We start from the raw sequence: 18,719 nt of genomic DNA on the forward strand, positions 1-18,719 counted from the left end.
CCCGGCGGTCAGGGCGAGCACACCGCATGCCTGGGCCGTGGGCGCGACCAGCACCGTGGGCCAGCCGGCCAGGGCGATGCCGGTGCCGTTGTGCGAGGCCAACTGCGGGGCGGAGGTACGCGCCGGGGTGGCCGCCAGGCGGAAGTGCGCGAGGGCGGCGTCCGGTTCCCCGGCGGTCAGGGCGAGCACACCGCATGCCTGGGCCGTGGGCGCGACCAGCACCGTGGGCCAGCCGGCCAGGGCGATGCCGGTGCCGTTGTGCGGGGCCAGCCGTTCGCGCAGCCGGGCACCAGGGGCGGCAGCTCTGCCTGGTCGCCGATCGCGGCGCAGGCCTCGGCGAGCAGGGCGAGCGTGGGCACCGCCCAGCCGTGCGGCGGCAGGGCGCGGAAGCCGTCGGTGTCGTCGGCGAAGGCCTGCAGCAGGTCGGCGGCCTGGTCCCGGGCGCCGGTCTCGCACAGGGCGAGGACGAGCCCCGCCCGCCAGACCGGGAAGTAGCCGTGCTCCTGCACGTCGTCGGCGAGGCCGCCCGCGACAGTTCCTGCATCCGGCCCTGCTCCCCGCATGGGCGACGCCCCGTTCGGCACCCGCGCCGTCGCGGACGGGGCCGTCTCCGAGTCCCTGCTGCAGAGGTTCGGCAACCTCGCGCCCCGGGTCGTCCGCCTCCTCGGCGCGCACGGCGACCTGGAGCGGCTCGCCGACCGCGCCATCGACGCGGCCGCGCTGCGGCGCCCCGCGGCCGTCACCATGCGGGTCGCGGCGTACCCCGTCCTGGCCCCGCACCCGCTGCCGCACCTGCGGGCCGGCCAGATGGCGGCCCAATGGCTGGCCGGACTCCTCGGCAGCCGCTCGCGGATCCTCCACCTCAACGGCCTGGAGCACGCGGAGATCAAGGAGGCCGTGCTGGGCAGCGCCGCGCTGCCGTTCCTGTTCGCGCCGCGCCAGGTCGCGGGCGAGTACTACCGCGACGGCATGCTCGGCCGGGACAACACGCCCATCCGCGCGCTGGCCGACCTCGACCACTGCGACGTCGTCATCGTCGTCCAGCTCGCCCCGGGCGAGACCGTGCGGCAGATCGAGCACCCCGGGCTGACCCTGCTGCGCGTCCGCCCGTCCCGCCCGCTCACCCCCGAGGGCACCCTGGGCACCCCCAGCGGACTGCTGGACTTCTCGCCCGCCGCCTTCGAGCGGCTGCGGTCCCGCGGCTACGAGGACACCGAGCGCCTGCTCGCCAGGACCGCCGGCCTGCTCGGCGCGGCCCACGAGGTCCGCGCGGCCGAGGAGTTCATGGCCGACGCGGTCCAGCGCGTCATCGACAAGGGCCGCCGGCTCCGTGGCGGTCCGTGAGGCGGCCGGTATCGGCGGGGCGTCGTCGCCGGGCCGCGGTGACTCAGCGGGCCCCGGCGGCGCGGCCGCGGGCCCGCCGGCCGCGCTTGCGCCCGCCCGTCGGCCACAGGCGCGGCCGGCGCCGTGAGGCGACGTCCTCGGTCCAGCCGACCAGCAGGACGGCGGCGCCGATGAGCGGCCAGACGACGAGGAACTGGAACCAGGTCGCGTCGAGCGGGAGATGGTCCTCGAAGAAGGGCACGTCCCACATCAGGTCGATCAGCGGGACGCTGGCGAAGAGCGCGACCTCGTGCCACAGGTAGACGGTGACGGCGCGGGCGTTGAGCAGTCCGACGGCGCCGTCGGCGACGGGCAGGCGGCCCATCCGGCGCGGGCGGAAGCGCAGCAGCAGGAGGACGAAACCGGCCGACCACAATGCCTGGGCCAGTGGGATCTCACCGAGGTCGATGCCCTCGTCGGTGGGGTGGGTGTACGCGAACCAGCCGCCCGCGGCGAGGCAGAGCGCGGCCGAGGCGACCACGGTACGGGCCCGCAGGGCGTCCAGCAGGCCGTCGCGGTGCGCGAATCCGAGCAGCCAGCAGGCGGCGAAGGTGACGAGGTCGACCACCGGCGTGAGGGCCGGCTCGGCGAGCGGCAGCCGGTCGTACTGGGCGAGGACGACCAGTGCGCCGCAGGCGGCCAGGCACGAGCGCGGCGCGGCCCGGAAGGCCTTGAGCAGCCACGGGGAGAGCAGGACGAGCCACAGGTAGGTGCGGATGTACCAGAGCGGGGCGACGATCTGCTCGGCCCAGGCGGTGCCGGGCGGGTCCGCCAGCGGCAGGATCCACAGCAGCATCCGGTGCCAGGAGTGCGGCCGCCAGCCGTGGAGCAGCATCAGGACGGTCACGGCGGCGGCGAACAGCCAGAAGGGCACCAGCAGCCGCCGCAGCCGGCCGCGCACCACGGACAGCGCGGGCCGCTGCAGCGAGTGCGCGGCCAGCGACCCGGCCAGGGCGAACATGATGCCGATGGACGGGAGGAGCAGGGTCAGCCAGGCCCAGCCGAAGGTGTGGTAGACGACCACCCGTACCAGGGCGAGGGCGCGCAGCAGGTCGAGGTAGCGGTCCCGGCCACCGCCCCCGCCGCCGCCCCCGCCCCCGGTGGACGGGGTGGGGGCGGCGGGGGTGGTGCTGCGCGGCCCCGGTACGCGCGTCCCTGCGTCGTCCGCGGGCCGGGGCGGGGCCGCCGGGGCTCCCGCCTCACGTGCTTCGGACATCGGCAACTCCTCGGGAGGGTACGGGTGTTCAGACGCGGCCGGCGGTGCCGCTGCCGACGGTCGGTGCACCGACCTCGCCGGTGCGCCGCAGTTTGTGCCAGCCCAGCCGGCCGCCGTTGACGGCCGTCACGCAGGACTGCAGCAGCACCAGGTACATCAACTGCCGGTACAGCACCTGCTGGAGGGGCAGCGGCCACAGGTCCCGCAGCGGTTCTCCGTCCAGCCGGAAGGCGTACGCCGCGCACGCGGCCTGCACTGCGAGCACGCCCGCCCACGCGAGCGCGGTGCGAAACGGGTCCATGAAGACCAGCCCGTAGATCGCGAACACGTCGATGAGCGGGGCCAGCAGCGGCGCGAGCACCTGGAAGAGGACGACGAGCGGCAGCCCGACCCGGCCGAAGCGGCCGGAGTGCCCGCGGTCCAGCACGGCGCCGCGGTGCTTCCACATCGCCTGCATGGTGCCGTAGCTCCAGCGGTAGCGCTGCTTCCACAACTGCCGGACCGAGGACGGCGCCTCGGTCCAGGCGCGGGCGCGCTCGGCGTACACCACGTGCCAGCCTGCCCGGTGCAGCGCCATCGTGACGTCCGTGTCCTCGGCGAGGGTCTCGTCGCTCATGCCGCCGACGTCGCGCAGCGCGTCCCGCCGGAAGGCGCCGCACGCGCCCGGGATGGTGGGCATGCAGCGCAGCAGGTCGTACATGCGCCGGTCGAGGTTGAAGCCCATCACGTACTCGATGTGCTGCCAGCGCCCGATCATCCGGGTGCGGTTGCCGACCTTGGCGTTGCCCGCGACCGCGCCGACCCGCGGGTCGCCGAAGGGCTGCACCAGTTCGCGGACGGTGGCCGGCTCGAAGACCGTGTCGCCGTCCATCATCACGATCAGGTCGTGCCGGGCGTGCGACACACCGTTGTTGAGCGCCGCGGGCTTGCCGCTGTTGGGCTGCCGTACGAGGGTGACGCCGGGCAGGTCCAGGGCCTCGACGATGTCGGCGGTGCCGTCGGTCGAGCCGTCGTCCACGACCACGATCTCCACGGGATGGTCGCTCGTGGCGAGGGAGTTCACCGTGTGGGTGATGCACTCCTTCTCGTTGTACGCGGGGACGATGACGCTCACCGGTTCGGTGACCGCCGGTCCCCAGCCGAAGCCGGGCGCCCGGCGCTGCCGCGCGTGCCGGCGCGCCAGCACCAGCATCGCGGCGAACCGGGCCAGCACCAGCAGGCCCACCCCGGCGAGGAGGACGGCGAGCGCCGGGACCGCGGCCTCGGAGACCTCCACCGCGGCGACGAAGACCCGTCCCTTCCACAACTCCGAGCCGGTGACCTTGTCGTTGGTGGACGTGGCGCCGACCGCCTCGCCCACCGTGGCGAAGCGGTAGCCGCGCTCCTTGAGCAGCGGGATCAGCCGGTCCAGCGCCGCCACGGTCTGCGAGCGGTCGCCGCCGGCGTCGTGCATGAGCACGATCGCGCCCTCGCCCGGCTCCGCCGGCACGGAGGCGTCGACGATCGCCTGCACGCCGGGCCGTCGCCAGTCCTCGGCGTCGCGGTCGATGAAGGCGGCCACGTAGCCCTGCTTGCCGACCCGCTGGACGACCGGCCAGGACAGGTCGTCCAGCGCATCGGCGGTCGAGGAGTACGGCGGGCGGAAGAGGGAGGCGTGGATGCCGGCGGCCCCCGCGAGCGCCAGCTGGGTCTGGGACAGCTCCCGGTCGATCCGCCCCGGCGACTGGTACACCAGGTCGGGGTGGGAGAAGGTGTGCACGCCGATCTCGTGGCCCTCGGCGACCATCCGCCGGATCAGCGCGGAGTGCCGGGCGGCCATGCCGCCGGTCACGAAGAAGGTGGCGCGCACGTGTTGCCGCTCGAGCACGTCCAGCACCTCCGGCGTCCAGACCGGATCGGGTCCGTCGTCGAAGGTGAGGGCGATGGTGCGGTCCGGGGTGCGGTACGAGCGGGGCCTGTCACCGGTGGTGTCGACGACCGGGCCGCCCTCCAGCACCGCCTCCGGCACCTTGTCCGCCGAGACCGGCGGGTGGACCCGGTGGTCGGCCTCGAAGTCGCCGCGTACGTAGCCGCCGAGCAGCAGGACGCACACGAGCACCACGAGGGCGAGCAGGGGTATGACGAGGCGGGGGCGCAGGGCGGTCACTGGCCGCCCTGCGGCTGCTGGTCGACGGAGCCGTCGGAGGCGCCCGGGGCGGGGGAGGCGGAACCGCTGGGCTGCCCCGACGGGGAGCCGGACGGCGCCGGTTCGGTCGCCGTCGCTCCGGTGGTCGGGGTCGCTCCGGCGGTCGGGCTGCCCGCGGTCGCCCGCGGGGTGGCGGGGGCGCCGCCGCCCTTGGCCGGGCGCTTGGTCGGGGAGGCGCTGGGGCTGGGGGAGGACGGGGAGCCGGCCGTCCCGGGCGGGGACGGCGCGGCCGCCGCCCCCGCTCGGAGGAAGCCCGCCGTCACCGGGGGTGCTGCGGCCTGGTCGGCCGGTACGTCGAGTTCTCCCGTCCCCGAGGAGCCCGCGTCGTCCGGCGCTGTGCTCGGCACCCCCGGCAGCGGCAGCAGCGTCTTCGGCGCGATCGGCGTCGCGCCGGAGAGGCTGAGTGCCAGTGCCGCCGTGTAGACGGAGCATGCCGCGCCGACCAGCCAGCCGGCCCTGCGTACTGCGCGGGCCCGTCTCCCGCTGGAATCGACGAACACGGGGCCGGGCAGCGCTATCAGCTCGGTCTCCGGCTCGGGGGCCCCGGCCTCGGACCCGACATCGTCTGCGGGTGTTTCTGACCATACGTCGCGGTGGTGCTTGGAGAGCATGCCGCAACGTAACGCGACGCAAGCAGTCCTATGGGACGTATTTCGGACTTGACGATTTCCGTGGGTGAAGTGGTCGAATTCGGCCGCGGGTGGCTGTGGCCCCCGCTGTGGCCCCCGCTGCGGCGTCAGCCGCGGCCGATGTACGGCATCGTCGTCGCCATCACCGTCGCGAACTGCACGTTCGACTCCAGCGGCAGCGCGGCCATGTGCGCGACGGTGCGGGCCACGTCGGCGACGTCCATCCGGGGCTCGGTCATCAACCGCCCGTCCGCCTGAAGGGTCCCGGCCGCCATCCGCTCCGTCATCTCCGTGGCCGCGTTGCCGATGTCGATCTGGCCGCAGGCGACCCGGTACGGACGGCCGTCCAGCGACAGGGACTTCGTCAGCCCGGTGACGGCGTGCTTGGTCGCCGTGTACGCCACGCTCAGCGGCCGCGGCGCGTGCGCGGAGATCGACCCGTTGTTGATGATCCGGCCGCCCTGCGGCCGCTGCGCGCGCATCGTCCGGAAGGCGGCCTGCGCGCACAGGAACGCGCCGGTGAGGTTGACGTCGACGACGGCACGCCACTGCTCGTACGTCAGCTCGTCCACCGGCACGGCGGGCGCCCCCATGCCCGCGTTGTTGAACAGCAGGTCGACGCGGCCGAAGCGGGCTCCCACGGCGGCGAACAGCGCGTCCACCGCCTCCGGGCGGGTGACGTCCGTCGGGATGACCGCCACCGCCGCGTCCGGCAGCCCGTCGGCGGTCCCGCGCAGCGCCTCCTCGCGCCGGCCGGCCAGGGCCACGGCCCAGCCCGAGGCCGCCAGTTCGCGCGCCACAGCCCGCCCGATGCCCGACCCGGCCCCGGTGACCACCGCGACCCGGTGCGCGGCGCCCGTTCCATTTCCCGCGATCTCAGTCATGGCTCCGCAGGGTATGCGGTGCCACGATGAAACCATGTCACCCTACGCCGAGCCCCTGTCGCACAAGGAGATCGAGGACCGCCTCGCCGAGCTGCCCGGCTGGTCCCTCTCCGAGGACGGCGCGAGCCTGCTGCGCACGTACCGGCTGCCGCACATCCCGGCGGCGGTCTTCGTGATGCACATCGCGCAGATCCAGGACGAGCTGAACCACCACAGTGACCTGACGCTGGGTTACCAGTCGGTCGCCGTCTCCATCACCACGCACGCGGCGGGCGGCCGGCTCACGGAACGGGACTTCGGTCTGGCACAACGCGTCGAGGCCATCGCCCCGGCCCACGGGGCCGCGTAGCGGCGGGTTCGTGTGGGGGTGCGTGCCGGTGGGTGGTGTCTCCCCGCCCGCCCGCCCCCCTTCCCGGCGCGAGCCGGAACGGTCGCGGTGCGCGGGCTCGGGTCCGGGTGAGGCCGGGAGGACGTGTCCTCCTGGCGCGCGTGCCCTACCCGCGGTGACTCTCGGTGTGACGGGCCGTCACGCCGACGGCGCGGGGGTGGGGGTGCGGGCGCCTCGCGGGGTGCGTGCCGGTGGGTGGTGTCTCCCCGCCCGCCCGCCCCTTCCTGGTACGAGCTGGGGCGGTCGCGGTGTGCGGGCTCGGGTCCGGGTGAGGCCGGGAGGACGTGTCCTCCCGGCGCGCGTGCCCTACCCGCGGTGACCCACGGCGTGACGGGCCGTCACGCCGACGGCGGTGGTGGGTGACCTGTGACGCCCTGTGTCCCCGGCCGGGGTGATCTTGCGGTGCCGCCGGGGCAGGGGCCGCCCCGGCTTGCGTGGTGCGCGAGGGTTCACGGACGGAGGGCTTCGCGTCGCGGGGGCGGGATGTCCCGGTTAGGGTGGCCGTTCCGGGTCGCGAAGCTGACGCGGCGTCAACAGCGAGACAGGGGCACCGTGGGCCGAACGGGGGTTCCGGTAGCCCGTGTGCGCGACCGGGGCCACGCAACCCACCTCCAGGGAGGGACACGTGACGCACCCGCAGGCCCGCAGCCGCCATGACCGCACGCTGCGCGCCGCGGCGGCGCTGCTCGACCGCCGCCGCTTCCTGACCGTCACGGGGGCCGCAGCGGCCCTCGCGTTCAGCACGAACCTGCCCGTCGCCGGTGCCGCCCAGGCGGCCGAGGCGCCGCCCGGGGCGCTGGCCGAGGATCCGTTCACGCTGGGTGTCGCGTCGGGCGACCCCACGCCCTGGGGTGTGGTGCTGTGGACCCGGCTCGCGCCGCGCCCCTACGAGCCGGCGCCGGGGGACGGACTGCCCGAGGCCCGCGTGCCCGTCCGGTGGGAGATCGCGCGGGACGACCGGTTCGTGCGGGTCGTCCGCCGCGGTACCGCGCTGGCGCACCCGGAGTTCGGGCACACCGTGCACGTCGACGTCCAGGGCCTCCAGCCGGACCGGGTGTACTACTACCGCTTCCGCGCGGGCCCCTGGATCAGCCCCCCGGGCCGTACCCGCACCGCCCCCGCGCCGGGCGCCCTCCCGTACGAGATGCGGCTGGCCGCGGTGAGCTGCCAGGCGTACCACGACGGGTACTTCACCGCGTTCGGTCATCTCGCGAACGAGGACGTCGACGCCGTCTTCCACCTGGGCGACTACCTCTACGAGTACGCCGTCAGCGCCACCGGCGGCGCCCGCGCCCTCACCGACCGCACCCTGCCGGAGTGGTTCGCCAAGGAGACGGTGACGCTGGAGGACTACCGCCTGCGGTACGCCCTCTACAAGTCCGATCCCGACCTGCAGGCCGCGCATGCCGCCTTCCCCTGGTTCGTGACCTGGGACGACCACGAGACCGAGAACAACTACGCGGGCGGCAGCGGCGAGGACGACGGCCCCGCCGACGCGTTCCTGGTCCGCCGCGCCGCCGCCTACCGGGCCTACTGGGAGAACCAGCCGCTGCGCCTCCCGCAGTTCCCCCGGGGCCCGGACATGACGCTCTACCGCCGCTTCCACTACGGACGGCTCGCGCAGTTCGACATCCTCGACACCCGGCAGTACCGCACCGACCAGGCGTACCGGGGCCGCTGGCACGACCCCGGGCCGGAGTCGCAGGACCCGGCGCGCACGATGACCGGGGCGACCCAGGAGCGCTGGCTGCTGGACGGCTTCGCCCGCTCGCAGGCCATCTGGAACGTGATCCCGCAGCAGGTGGTGTTCTCCCGGCGGAAGAACGCCGCCGCCGCCTCCCCGCTCAGCATGGACGCCTGGGACGGCTACCCGGCCTCCCGGGACCGCGTGCTGGCCGGGGCGGGCGCCGCCGGCATCGAGAACCTGCTGGTGCTCACCGGCGACGTGCACGTCCACTACGCGATGGACATCAAGGCCGACTGGGACGACCCCACCTCGCGCACCGTCGGCACGGAGCTGGTCACCAGCTCGATCAGCAGCGGCCGCAACGGCTCCCCGCGCCCGTCCAACTGGTCGTCGCTCCTGGCCGCCAACCCGCACCTGCGGTTCTACGACGGGCGCCGCGGCTATGTGACCGTCCGGCTGGACGCCGAGGAGGCGCGGGCCGACTTCAAGACCGTCGACTCCGTGACCACCCCGGGCGCCGACCTGACCACCGCCGCGTCCTTCGTGACCGAGGCCGGGGACCCCGGTCTGCGGGAGACCTGACGGGCTCAGTCCTCACCGGGGTAGCGGACGCCGATGCGGTCCCGGACCGTGTCGAGCGTCCGCATGACGGCGAGGCTGCCCTCCAGCGGGACGAGCGGGGACTCACGCTCGCCCGCGCGCAGGCAGCGCATGACCTCGGCCGCCTCGTGCTGCAGCCCCCGCAGTCCGTCGTCCGGGGCGCCGAACTCCTCCGGCTCGCGGCCCTCGCGGTGCAGCACGAAGCGGTCCGGGTGGAAGAAGCCGGCGGGGACCTCGATCCGTCCCGCGGAGCCGGTGACCACCGCGGTCTGCGCGGTGTCGGCGGTGAGGGAGCAGCTGAGCACCGCCATGGCGCCGCTGTCGTACCCGAGCAGCATGCCGGTGTTGTCGTCCACGCCGTGCTCGGTCAGGTGGGCCCAGGCCTGGACCTCGTCGGGCTCACCGAGCAGCAGGTGGGCGAAGGACACCGGGTAGACGCCGAGGTCCAGCAGGGCGCCGCCGCCGAGGGCCGGGTCGAGCAGCCGGTGGCCGGGCTCGAAGGGACCGGCGAGGCCGAAGTCCGCGTGCACGCTGCGGACCTCGCCGACCGCCCCGTCCGCGACCAGCTCGGTCAGTCGCCGCACCACGGGGTTGCAGTAGGTCCACATCGCCTCCATCAGGAAGAGCCCGCGGGCTTTGGCGAGGTCGGCCAGCTCGCGCGCCTCGACCGCGTTGACGGTGAACGGCTTCTCGCACAGCACCGACCGTCCGGCCCGCAGGCAGAGCCCGGCCGCGACGCGGTGCGCCGAGTGCGGGGTGGCGACGTACACCACGTCGACGCCGTCGTCGTCGGCGAGTTCGGTCCAGCTGCCGTACGCGCGCGGGATGTCGAAGCGGTCCGCGAAGGCGCGCGCGGAGGCGAGGCTGCGCGAGCCGACCGCGACGATCTCCGCGTCGTCCTTCATCTCCCGCAGGTCCTTGGCGAAGGAAGCTGCGATGCCGCCGGTGGCCAGGATGCCCCAGCGCACTTTCCTACCGGAACCGACCGATTCCGTCATGAATCTGCCCCCACCTGGCCTCGACCACCTCGTGATTGCTGAGAGCATAGAGAACGATTCACACACCACGGAGAGAGACCCATGCCGGAAGCCGGCGCGACCCCGCCCGACCAGATATCCACACCGGGGCCGTCCACCCCGGTACGACGCGCCGGAGACATCCCAGGAGCTCGCACCAGCCTGATGGTGACGTTCCTGCTCGGCGCGCTCAGCGCGCTCCCCGCGCTCTCCATGGACATGTACCTGCCGGCCCTGCCGCAGGTCACCGAGGACCTGCGCAGTCCGGCGGTCACGGTGCAGCTCACGCTCACCGCGTGCCTGCTCGGCCTCGCCCTCGGTCAGATGGTCGTCGGCCCCATGAGCGACCGCTGGGGCCGCCGCCGCCCGCTGCTGGCCGGAATGGCGCTCTACGTCCTCGCCACCGCCGTCTGCGCCTTCGCGCCCACCACGGACCTGCTGATCGGCTTCCGGCTGCTGCAGGGCCTCACCGGCGCGGCCGGCATCGTGATCGCCCGCGCGATCGTCCGCGACCTGTACGACGGTGTCGCGATGGCGCGCTTCTTCTCCACCCTGATGCTGATCTCCGGGGTCGCGCCGATCGTCGCGCCGCTCATCGGCGGGCAGGTGCTGCGGATCACCGACTGGCGCGGGGTCTTCGTCGTGCTGACCGTGGTGGGCGTGCTGCTCACCCTCGTGGTGTGGCGCTGCCTGCCCGAGACGCTGCGCCCCGCGGACCGGCACGGCGGCGGGTTCGGCGCCACGCTGGGGGCGATGCGCGGGCTGCTGGCCGACCGCGCCTTCACCGGTTACATGCTCACCGGCGGCTTCACCTTCGCCGCGCTGTTCGCCTACGTCTCGGCGTCCTCGTTCGTCGTCCAGGAGATCTACGGGGCATCGCCGCAGACCTACAGCCTGCTCTTCGGCCTCAACTCCGTCGGCCTGGTGGCGCTGGGCCAGGTCAACGGCAAGATCCTGGTCGGGCGGGTCAGCATGGACAAGGTGACCGGGGTGGGGCTGGCGGTGATCACCGTGGCCGCGGCCGTGCTGCTGGCGCTGACCGCGGGATGGCTCGGGCCGGTGGGGCTGGTGCCGGTGGCCGCGGGGCTCTTCGTGCTGATGGCGGCGATGAGCCTGGTCCTGCCCAACACCAACGCGCTCGCGCTGATGCGCACCCGGCACGCCGCCGGCTCGGCCTCCGCGCTGCTCGGCACGACCTCCTTCCTGGTGGGTGCCGTCGCCTCGCCGCTCGTCGGGATCGCGGGCGAGCACACGGCGGTGCCGATGGCCCTGGTGCAGCTGGGCAGCGTCCTGGCGGCCTGGGTCTGCTTCGCCGGGCTGTGCCGACCGTGGCGGCGTACTGTGGATGCACGGTGATACGTGCCGTCATTGCCGCGCCGAGTCAGGAGGCAGCGATGTCCGAGCCGATCGACGAGAGCAGGTGGGCCTGGAAGACCGCGGACAGTTGTCTGCACACCGGGTCCGAACACATGATCGATCCGGAGGACCTGGTCATGGCCTCCGGCCGTGAGCCGACGCCGGCCCTCATCGAGAAGGCCCGCAAGTTGCTGGAGGAGCATGGCCCCGCAGCTGTCGAGAGGTACCTCCCGTGAGGCGGAGCTGCGCGGCGACGAGCTGAGTCTGCTCGTCGAGGACATCACCCCATATCTGGAGCCCGTGCCCCCCTCCGTGCACCCCTGGTGCGCGGGGGCGGTGGTCCTCGCGGGCCGAGGGGGGACGGTCGCCCTGCACGAGGCAGTGGGCTGGGCGGTGCGGTACGCCTGCTACGACGAGGGTGCCGACCGCGGTGTCGAGCTGCCCCGCGAGCGTTGGGTGCCGATGCGGCCGGACACGGTCTTCGACCTGGCCTCGCTGACCAAGCTCTTCACCGCCGTCGTCGCGGTGGGACGGCTGGAACTCGGCCGGGAGGTCGCGGCGTACGTGCCCGAGTTCGCCGCCGCGGGCAAGCAGCGCATCACCGTGGGACAACTCCTCGACCACACCTCGGGACTCCGTCCCGAGCTGCCGTTCCACGACCACCCCGACGCCGAGGCCCGGGCGAAGCTGCTCTGGGAGGAGGCGCCGGTCGTCGCGCCCGGCACCGAGCGGATCTACTCCGACCTCAACCTCATCGCGCTGCAGCACGTCCTGGAGCGGACCACCGGCGAGGCCCTCGACGCCCTCGTGCGGGAGGACGTCACCGACCCGCTCGGGATGTACGACACCCGCTACAACCCGCCCGCCTCCTGGGCCCCGCGGACCGCCGCCACCGAGGACCAGCGCAGGCCCTGGGCCCGGCTGGACCGCGGAACGCTGCGCGGGACCGTCCACGACGAGAACGCCCACGTCATGGGGGGTGTGGCCGGCCACGCGGGGCTGTTCTCCACCGCCTGGGACCTCGCCCTGTTCTGCCGTGCGCTGCTGGACGGCGGCGGCCCCTACCCCGGCTTCGAGCTGGACCGGCCCTGGTTCATGGGCGCCCTCGCGGGCCGCGGGGCGGCGGGCCACACCGGGTTCACCGGCACCAGCCTGGTGATCGACCCCGCCACCGACGGCTTCCTGGTGCTGCTCGCCAACTCCGTGCACCCGTGCCGTACGTGGCGGGACGGGAGCGCGCCCCGGGCGGCCGCGGGCACGCGGTTCGCGAGGGCGCTCGGCGTGGCGTGAGCCGCGTGCCGTGAGCCGTGCCCCGTGGGGCCGAAGGGGCGCGCCGGGCACGGCGGGGCGGCGGGGGCGGGCGCCCGAAAGGTGCCGCATGCGGTTCATCGGGTAGTTTGGCAGCTGACGTGGGGTGGCGATCCCGGGCGGCCGCCGCGTCGGCCGGCCGGCCCCCACGGCGGAACGGAGGCGCAGGAGTCGATGGTCCCCGAGGTCAGGACGCGACCGGACCCGGCACCGGACGGGAGGCGGTGAGGGCATGCCGCCGGACCTCGCCGGTCTCGTCGCCGCGGACACCGGTCCGGCGCTGCTGGACTCCCCGCTGAGCCAGGTGGTGCGCGACACGGGCGCCTCCATGGGCCTGGTCTACCTGATGACCCCCGAGCAGGACATGCTGCGGCTGACGGTGGTCGTCGGCGTCTCCCGCAAGATCGACACGATCTGGGGGCGGGTGACACCCGGCGCCTCCAGCCCCATCGCCGACGCGGTCCGCGAACGACGCATGGTGCTGCTGTGCGGCCACGAGGACACCGCCCGGCTGTACCCCCGGCTCGCCCTCGTCCTGCCGTACGACTTCCCGCTCGCCGCGGCCCCGATCACCAGCGGCTCCACCATCTGGGGCGCGCTGTGCCTGGTGTGGCCCGGCGGCCATCCTGGGCGGATCACCCGCCGGGCCCGGGAGGCGTACCGCGGGGCCTGCGACCGCATGGGCCGCCTCCTGCGCAGGGCCGCCGAGGACGGCGAGCCGGTGCGGCCCCCCGCCGAGCCGCGGGTGCTGCCCGCGCTCCGCACCCGCACCCACGGCCCGGACGAGGCCATGGCCGCCGCCGACCTCGCGGAACGGCTCCCGGAGGGCTCCTTCGCCCTGGACCTGGACGGCCGGATCACCTTCGTCACGGAGACCGCCGCCGCCCTGCTCGGGGCGGAGGTCCCCGACCTCCTGGGCACCGAGCCCTGGGAGCTGCTGTCCTGGCTGGACGACCCGGTCTTCGAGGACCGCTTCCGCAGCGCGATGATCAGCCGCCGTCCCGGCTCGGCCACGGCGCTGCGCCCACCGGACCGCTGGCTCACCTTCGAGCTCTACCCGGACGGCACCGGCGTGAGCGTCCGCGTCACGCCCGCCCCCACACCGGAGGCCGCGGACACCCCCGCGGCGCAACTGCCCGCGGGCCCCACGCCGGACCGGGCCATCGCCCTGTACCACCTGCTGCACATGTCGGCCACGCTCACCGAGGCCGTCGGCACGCAGGACGTCATCGACCTGGTCGTCGAACAGATGCTGTCCGTCTTCGGCGTGCAGGCCGTGGCCCTGCTGACCACCGAGGAGGGACGACTGCGGATCATCGGGCACCGGGGCTACCACGAGGACTTCATGGAGTCCGTCGACGCCCAGCCGATGGACGTCGACAACCCGGCCGTGCGCGTCCTCAAGACCGGGGTCCCGAGCTTCTTCGCCAACGTCGACGAGTTCCTGCGGATCTACCCCGGCACGGTCGTCCGGGACCGCAAGGCCGCCTGGGCCTTCCTGCCCCTGATCACCTCGGGCCGGCCCGTCGGCACCATGGCCCTGGCCTACGACCGCCCGCACCCCTTCTCCTCCGGCGAGCGCAGCGTCCTCATCTCGATCGCCGGCCTGGTCGCGCAGGCCCTGGACCGGGCGCGCCTGTACGACGCCGAGCACAACCTCGCGATCAGCCTGCAGGCCCGGCTGCTGCCCCGCGCCCTGCCGGACGTCCCCGGCCTGGAGGTGGCCGCCCGCTACATGCCGGCCACCCGCGGCATCGACATCGGCGGCGACTTCTACGACGTGATCCGGCTCGACACGACCACGTGCGCCGTGGCGATCGGCGACGTCCAGGGTCACAACGTGAACGCCGCCGCGCTCATGGGGGAGGTCCGCACCGCCGTCCGCGCCACCGCGGGCGCCTCCCCCAGCGAGGTGCTGGCCCGCTCCAACCGGCTGCTCGTCGACCTCGACCCCGGCCTGCTCGCCAGCTGCCTCTACGCCCAACTGGACCTGGAACGGCACACCGCCTGCGTGGCCACCGCCGGCCACCCGCCGCCGGTGCTGCGGCACCCGGACGGCACCACCGAGGTGCTGCCGCTGCCGCCCGGCCCGCTGCTGGGCGTCGACCCCGACGCCTGCTACCCGACGACGGAGATCGCGCTGCCGCCCGGCGCGGTGCTCGCGCTGTACACCGACGGCCTGGTGGAGACCCCGGGCGTCGACATCGACGTGTCCGCCGCCGACCTCGCGGCGCACCTCGCCCGGGCCGGTCCGGAGGCCTCGATGGACGCCCTGGCCGACAGCCTCCTCGGGCACGCCCAGCGGTCCGGCCCGCGCAACGACGACATCGCCCTGCTGCTCACCCACGTGACGGGACGGCCGACCCGGCCCGCCGTGTGACGACCTCTCAGGGAGCCGCCCCGCCCCACGCCGGGTGGCTCTTGCGCGCCGCTTTCCTCGGGAAATGGTTCCGCGAACCGGGCGCCCCGGCTGCTAGCATCGAGGCATGATCGCGAACCCGTACCACCGGCAGATGATGGCCCCCGCCCGGGGCCGCTGACACCGGACGCGTCCGCGTCTTCCGAGGCCCCCACCGGGGCCTCGATCCTTTTGCGCGTCGGAGCCCCGCCACCGTCCTTACCGGAGGTTCCGATGACCGCGCCCCAGGCTTCCCGTTTCTACGTCACCACCACCATCCCGTACGTCAACGCCCGCCCCCACCTCGGCTTCGCGCTCGAACTGGTGCAGGCCGATGTGCTGGCCCGGCACCACCGCCGACGCGGCGAACCGGTGCGCTTCCTCAGCGGCACCGACGACAACTCGCTGAAGAACGTGCTGGCCGCCGAGGCCGAGGGCATCCCCGTCCAGGACCTCGTGGACCGCAACGCGGCCGCCTTCGCGGCCCTGGACGGCCCGCTCGCGCTCTCCCTGGACGACTTCATCCGCACCAGCCGCGACGCCCGCCACCGTGCGGGCGTGGAGCGGCTCTGGCACCGCTGCGCCGCCGCGGGCGACCTCTACCGCGAGCACTACGAGGGCCTGTACTGCGTGGGCTGCGAGCAGTTCTACACCCCGGACGACCTGGTGGGCGGCCGCTGCGCCGAGCACGGCACCGAGCCGCAGACGGTCGCGGAGGAGAACTGGTTCTTCCGGCTGTCCCGGTACACCGACGAGCTGCGCGGGCTGATCGAGGACGGGCGGCTGCGCATCGAGCCGGCCGCGCGCCGCAACGAGGTGCTCGCCCTGCTCGCGCGCGGGCTGCGCGACTTCTCCGTCTCCCGGTCCCAGACCCGGGCCCGCGGCTGGGGCATCCCGGTGCCCGGCGACCCCGGGCAGGTGATCTACGTCTGGTGGGACGCGCTCGGCAACTACGTCACCAGCCTCGGTTACGGCGGCCCCGACGGGGAGAGCGCGGCGGCGTACGGCCGGTGGTGGGAGGGTGACGGGCGGCGCGTGCACCTGGTGGGCAAGGGCGTGCTGCGCTTCCACGCCGTCTACTGGCCCGCGATGCTGCTGTCGGCGGGGCTGCCGCTGCCGACGGACATCCTCGTCCACGACTACCTGACGGTGGAGGGGCGCAAGATCAGCAAGTCGGCGGGCACCACCGTCGACCCGGAGGAACTGACCACCGAGCACGGCACCGACGCGGTGCGCTGGTGGCTGCTGCGCGAGGTGCCGCGGGTCGGCGACGCCGACTTCACGCGCGAACGGCTGGTCGCCCGCGCCGACGCGGACCTGGCCGGGGGGCTCGGCAACCTGGTGCACCGGGTGGTGACGATGGTCCACCGGTTCCGTGACGGCGTCGTCCCGGAGGCGGCCGTGCCCGGAGAGCCGGGCACGGAGGCCTTGCTGACGGCCTGTCGGGAAGCGCCGGACGCCGTCACGGCGGCGCTGCACGACGTGGACTTCCGGCGCGCCACGGCCGCCGTCTGGCGGATCGTCGACGAGGCCAACCGCTGCATCGACGAGACCCGGCCCTGGGAACTGGCCCGCGCCGAACGCCGGCACCGCAACGCCTCCGCCGGCCGCCGCCTGGACGCGGTGCTGGCCGCCCTCGTGCACGCCTGCCGTGCACTCGCCGGTGAACTGGAGCCCTTCCTGCCGGGTGCCGCGGCCCTGATCGCGCAGCGCTGCGCGGCCGGGGACGACGGCCGCCTCCCGTCCCCCGCACCGCTGTTCCCCCAGTCCGGTGCGCCGAAAGCCGCCCCGGCCCCGGCAGCACGGCCGACGGGCTGACCGCGGGGTGCCTTCGGTGCGGGGGCGGCTCTCGGGCCGGTGGACGGCGGGTGTTCGGGCTCCGCAGCGGGTGGCCGCTCCCGCGGCGCCGGTCCCGTCGCCGGCCGCGGATGCGGTGGCCGCTGCCGCGCCCTCGCCGCGTGGGTGGCGCGCCCGCCGCGACCCGGGCGGGCTGTGCGTGTTCCTCGGGTTCCCGGTGTTCCTCGGCCGCGGAGGTCTCGCGCCGTACGACGGGCCGCGGCACCAGGGTGGGAACGCCGGGTCCGGGCAAAGGTGCCTAGCCCGCCAGCATCTTCTGGATCGCCTGCCGCGTCACCCCGAGCTCCCGCGCGATGTCGGCCTGCGACACGCCCTGGCCGATCAGGTCCTGCATCAACTCGCGCCGCTCGGCGGCGAACTGCTGGGCGAGGCGGGCGTGGTGGATGGCCTGCGCCCGCACCTCCTTGATGCGGCGGAGGGCGGGCTCGTGCGCGGAGAGGTCCCTGGTGTCTGCCATGACCACAGGGTGACAACCCGGGGTTGTCGTTGTCAACCCCCTGTTGTCGGGATCCGGTTCAGGTCGTGGCGGGTTTCCCCGAGGACTCGGCCTCCTCCCGTCCCTCCTCCCGCCCTTCCTCCCGGCCGGGGCCGGTCGCCGTGGACGGCAGGGCACGCCAGGGCAGGAGCAGGGCGCTGGCCAGGCACAGCGCGCCCGCGACGACGATCGCCACGCGGACGCCCGCCACGGCGGCGATGGCGCCGCCGGCCAGCATGGACAGGGGCTGGGCCGTCTTGGAGCTCACCGACCACGAGGTCATCACCCGGGTCATGACGCCGTCGTCCGTGGCGGCCATGCGGTACGTGATGAACGACGGGTTGAAGACCCCGGCGGCCAGCAGCAGGAAGGTGTCGGCGGTGACCAGGACGACGGGCCCGAGGGGACCGGCCGGCGCCCAGGCGAGCAGCAGGAGCCAGGGGGTGCGCAGCACCCCGAACAGCAGCAGCACCCGGTGCGGGCCGAGCCTTCCGGTCAGCGGGGCGGTGAGGCGGGAGCCCAGGACGCCGCCGAGGCACGGCAGTCCCAGCGCCAGGCCGTACTGCCACGGGGTGAAGTGGAGTTCGCGGAGCATCAGGACGGCCAGCAGCGGGTTGCTCATCATGATGGACCCGCCGAAGAGCATGGCGTTCCAGAAGAGCGGCCGCAGTCCGCGGTGCCCCAGGACGTAGGTCCAGCCGGCCACGAGGTCCCGGCCGCGGCCGTGCGACGCGGCCCGGGCCGGGGGCTCCGGTTCGGGGCGGCGGATCCGGCGGACGCCCAGCGCGGACAGCAGGAAGGAGACCGCGTCCACGGCCAGGGTGACCGTCGCCCCGAAGGCGGTGACGAGCAGCCCGCCGACCGGCGGCCCCGCGCTCAGGCTGAGCCAGTCGGTGGTCTCCAGCCGCGAGGCCGCCCGGAGACGGTCCCCCGGCGGGACGAGGCCCTTGAGGTGCGCGGTGCTCGCCGCGCCGAACACGATGGCCGCGGCCGCCTGGACGATGCCCACCAGGCACAACTGCGCGAAGGTGAGCAGGCCGAGGGCCGCCGCGACCGGGACGCTGAGCAGCACGAGGAAGCGGAGCAGATCGGCGGTGATCATGACCGGCCGTTTGCGGCGGTGCTCGACGCGGCCGCCCAGGGGGAGGGTGATGGCGGCGCCCGCGAGCGCCGAGAGCGCCGCGAGGAGGGAGACCTGGAAGGTCGTGACGTCCAGCGCCAGGACGGCCACCAGCGGCAGGGCCCCGGAGCCGACCGCGCTCCCTGCCGCGCTCACCGCGTAGGCGCCCCACAGGCGGCCGAAGTCACGTCGTGCATCCGTCACTTGCTCATCCGGC

General features: G+C 74.4%; 17 protein-coding genes. 8 read left to right on the top strand and 9 right to left on the bottom strand.

Annotated elements, in window-relative coordinates; all coding sequences use genetic code 11:
• Together ACFV3E_RS00550 and ACFV3E_RS00555 are read right to left on the bottom strand one after the other, a co-directional pair.
• Positions 1 to 189 (bottom strand): hypothetical protein (locus tag ACFV3E_RS00550; RefSeq protein ID WP_500532736.1); only part of this gene is annotated, 189 nt, incomplete at its 3' end.
• Positions 177 to 563, bottom strand: a complete 387-nt coding sequence (locus ACFV3E_RS00555; RefSeq protein WP_500532737.1) for a hypothetical protein — start codon at positions 561 to 563, stop codon at positions 177 to 179. The genes ACFV3E_RS00550 and ACFV3E_RS00555, both read right to left, overlap by 13 nt.
• Between ACFV3E_RS00555 and ACFV3E_RS00560 the strand changes: the two genes are divergently transcribed.
• Positions 562 to 1,344, top strand: a complete 783-nt coding sequence (locus ACFV3E_RS00560) for a patatin-like phospholipase family protein (protein WP_500532738.1) — start codon at positions 562 to 564, stop codon at positions 1,342 to 1,344. The genes ACFV3E_RS00555 and ACFV3E_RS00560 overlap by 2 nt on opposite strands.
• A 43-nt stretch (positions 1,345 to 1,387) precedes the next feature.
• On the opposite strand, the gene ACFV3E_RS00565 is transcribed toward ACFV3E_RS00560, so the two are convergent.
• From ACFV3E_RS00565 to ACFV3E_RS00580, 4 genes are all read right to left on the bottom strand, one after another.
• Entirely contained in the window at positions 1,388 to 2,599 is a 1,212-nt protein-coding gene (locus ACFV3E_RS00565; RefSeq protein WP_500532739.1) for an acyltransferase family protein, read from the bottom strand.
• A 28-nt stretch (positions 2,600 to 2,627) separates the two neighbouring features.
• Positions 2,628 to 4,745 (bottom strand): bifunctional polysaccharide deacetylase/glycosyltransferase family 2 protein, encoded by a 2,118-nt coding sequence (locus ACFV3E_RS00570; RefSeq protein WP_500532740.1) that lies wholly within the window; start codon positions 4,743 to 4,745, stop codon positions 2,628 to 2,630.
• Positions 4,742 to 5,395 (bottom strand): hypothetical protein, encoded by a 654-nt coding sequence (locus ACFV3E_RS00575; RefSeq protein WP_500532741.1) that lies wholly within the window; start codon positions 5,393 to 5,395, stop codon positions 4,742 to 4,744. The genes ACFV3E_RS00570 and ACFV3E_RS00575 overlap by 4 nt, the downstream gene beginning before the upstream one ends.
• Before the next feature lie 125 nt (positions 5,396 to 5,520).
• A complete protein-coding gene (locus tag ACFV3E_RS00580; protein ID WP_500369920.1) occupies positions 5,521 to 6,297 on the bottom strand; it encodes an SDR family oxidoreductase in 777 nt (258 codons plus the stop codon).
• A 34-nt stretch (positions 6,298 to 6,331) separates the two neighbouring features.
• Here ACFV3E_RS00580 and ACFV3E_RS00585 point away from each other — a divergent pair, with 34 nt between their 5' ends.
• Both ACFV3E_RS00585 and ACFV3E_RS00590 read left to right on the top strand, forming a co-directional pair.
• Positions 6,332 to 6,646: a 4a-hydroxytetrahydrobiopterin dehydratase gene (locus ACFV3E_RS00585; protein WP_500369921.1), complete on the top strand. Its 315-nt coding sequence runs from the start codon at positions 6,332 to 6,334 to the stop codon at positions 6,644 to 6,646.
• A gap of 664 nt (positions 6,647 to 7,310) precedes the next feature.
• Positions 7,311 to 8,954, top strand: a complete 1,644-nt coding sequence (locus ACFV3E_RS00590) for an alkaline phosphatase D family protein (RefSeq protein ID WP_500532742.1) — start codon at positions 7,311 to 7,313, stop codon at positions 8,952 to 8,954.
• A 5-nt stretch (positions 8,955 to 8,959) separates the two neighbouring features.
• On the opposite strand, the gene ACFV3E_RS00595 is transcribed toward ACFV3E_RS00590, so the two are convergent.
• A complete protein-coding gene (locus ACFV3E_RS00595) occupies positions 8,960 to 9,970 on the bottom strand; it encodes a Gfo/Idh/MocA family protein (RefSeq protein WP_500532743.1) in 1,011 nt (336 codons plus the stop codon).
• 81 nt (positions 9,971 to 10,051) lie between these two features.
• Here ACFV3E_RS00595 and ACFV3E_RS00600 point away from each other — a divergent pair, with 81 nt between their 5' ends.
• The 5 genes from ACFV3E_RS00600 (at position 10,052) to ACFV3E_RS00620 (ending at position 16,868) form a co-directional block, all read left to right on the top strand.
• Positions 10,052 to 11,344, top strand: a complete 1,293-nt coding sequence (locus ACFV3E_RS00600) for a multidrug effflux MFS transporter (RefSeq protein WP_500532744.1) — start codon at positions 10,052 to 10,054, stop codon at positions 11,342 to 11,344.
• 38 nt (positions 11,345 to 11,382) lie between these two features.
• Positions 11,383 to 11,580 (top strand): hypothetical protein, encoded by a 198-nt coding sequence (locus ACFV3E_RS00605; protein ID WP_499511571.1) that lies wholly within the window; start codon positions 11,383 to 11,385, stop codon positions 11,578 to 11,580.
• Positions 11,546 to 12,634 (top strand): serine hydrolase domain-containing protein, encoded by a 1,089-nt coding sequence (locus ACFV3E_RS00610; RefSeq protein WP_500532745.1) that lies wholly within the window; start codon positions 11,546 to 11,548, stop codon positions 12,632 to 12,634. The genes ACFV3E_RS00605 and ACFV3E_RS00610 overlap by 35 nt, the downstream gene beginning before the upstream one ends.
• A 250-nt stretch (positions 12,635 to 12,884) precedes the next feature.
• Positions 12,885 to 15,032 (top strand): SpoIIE family protein phosphatase, encoded by a 2,148-nt coding sequence (locus tag ACFV3E_RS00615; protein ID WP_500532746.1) that lies wholly within the window; start codon positions 12,885 to 12,887, stop codon positions 15,030 to 15,032.
• A gap of 252 nt (positions 15,033 to 15,284) precedes the next feature.
• The gene (locus ACFV3E_RS00620; protein WP_500532747.1) at positions 15,285 to 16,868 is read left to right on the top strand and encodes a methionine--tRNA ligase; all 1,584 of its coding nucleotides are present in this window, start codon (positions 15,285 to 15,287) and stop codon (positions 16,866 to 16,868) included.
• 277 nt (positions 16,869 to 17,145) lie between these two features.
• Here ACFV3E_RS00620 and ACFV3E_RS00625 read toward each other — a convergent pair whose 3' ends face one another.
• Entirely contained in the window at positions 17,146 to 17,364 is a 219-nt protein-coding gene (locus ACFV3E_RS00625) for a TrfB-related DNA-binding protein (protein ID WP_499511567.1), read from the bottom strand.
• A 58-nt stretch (positions 17,365 to 17,422) separates the two neighbouring features.
• Positions 17,423 to 18,706, bottom strand: coding sequence for an MFS transporter (locus ACFV3E_RS00630; RefSeq protein WP_500532748.1), 1,284 nt, complete (start codon positions 18,704 to 18,706; stop codon positions 17,423 to 17,425).
• Between the last annotated feature and the right edge of the window lie 13 nt (positions 18,707 to 18,719).

The organism is Streptomyces sp. NPDC059718, from assembly GCF_042733315.1.
Lineage (GTDB): Bacteria > Actinomycetota > Actinomycetes > Streptomycetales > Streptomycetaceae > Actinacidiphila.

What these genes read in the sequence shown, in the direction of transcription:
- ACFV3E_RS00625 (WP_499511567.1), bottom strand. Translation starts at nt 17,364, where the DNA reads ATGGCAGACACCAGGGACCTCTCCGCGCACGAGCCCGCCCTCCGCCGC.
- ACFV3E_RS00620 (WP_500532747.1), top strand. Translation starts at nt 15,285, where the DNA reads ATGACCGCGCCCCAGGCTTCCCGTTTCTACGTCACCACCACCATCCCG.
- ACFV3E_RS00565 (WP_500532739.1), bottom strand. Translation starts at nt 2,599, where the DNA reads ATGTCCGAAGCACGTGAGGCGGGAGCCCCGGCGGCCCCGCCCCGGCCC.
- ACFV3E_RS00595 (WP_500532743.1), bottom strand. Translation starts at nt 9,970, where the DNA reads ATGACGGAATCGGTCGGTTCCGGTAGGAAAGTGCGCTGGGGCATCCTG.
- ACFV3E_RS00560 (WP_500532738.1), top strand. Translation starts at nt 562, where the DNA reads ATGGGCGACGCCCCGTTCGGCACCCGCGCCGTCGCGGACGGGGCCGTC.
- ACFV3E_RS00605 (WP_499511571.1), top strand. Translation starts at nt 11,383, where the DNA reads ATGTCCGAGCCGATCGACGAGAGCAGGTGGGCCTGGAAGACCGCGGAC.
- ACFV3E_RS00575 (WP_500532741.1), bottom strand. Translation starts at nt 5,395, where the DNA reads ATGCTCTCCAAGCACCACCGCGACGTATGGTCAGAAACACCCGCAGAC.
- ACFV3E_RS00610 (WP_500532745.1), top strand. Translation starts at nt 11,546, where the DNA reads ATGGCCCCGCAGCTGTCGAGAGGTACCTCCCGTGAGGCGGAGCTGCGC.
- ACFV3E_RS00600 (WP_500532744.1), top strand. Translation starts at nt 10,052, where the DNA reads ATGCCGGAAGCCGGCGCGACCCCGCCCGACCAGATATCCACACCGGGG.
- ACFV3E_RS00585 (WP_500369921.1), top strand. Translation starts at nt 6,332, where the DNA reads ATGTCACCCTACGCCGAGCCCCTGTCGCACAAGGAGATCGAGGACCGC.
- ACFV3E_RS00580 (WP_500369920.1), bottom strand. Translation starts at nt 6,297, where the DNA reads ATGACTGAGATCGCGGGAAATGGAACGGGCGCCGCGCACCGGGTCGCG.
- ACFV3E_RS00615 (WP_500532746.1), top strand. Translation starts at nt 12,885, where the DNA reads ATGCCGCCGGACCTCGCCGGTCTCGTCGCCGCGGACACCGGTCCGGCG.
- ACFV3E_RS00555 (WP_500532737.1), bottom strand. Translation starts at nt 563, where the DNA reads ATGCGGGGAGCAGGGCCGGATGCAGGAACTGTCGCGGGCGGCCTCGCC.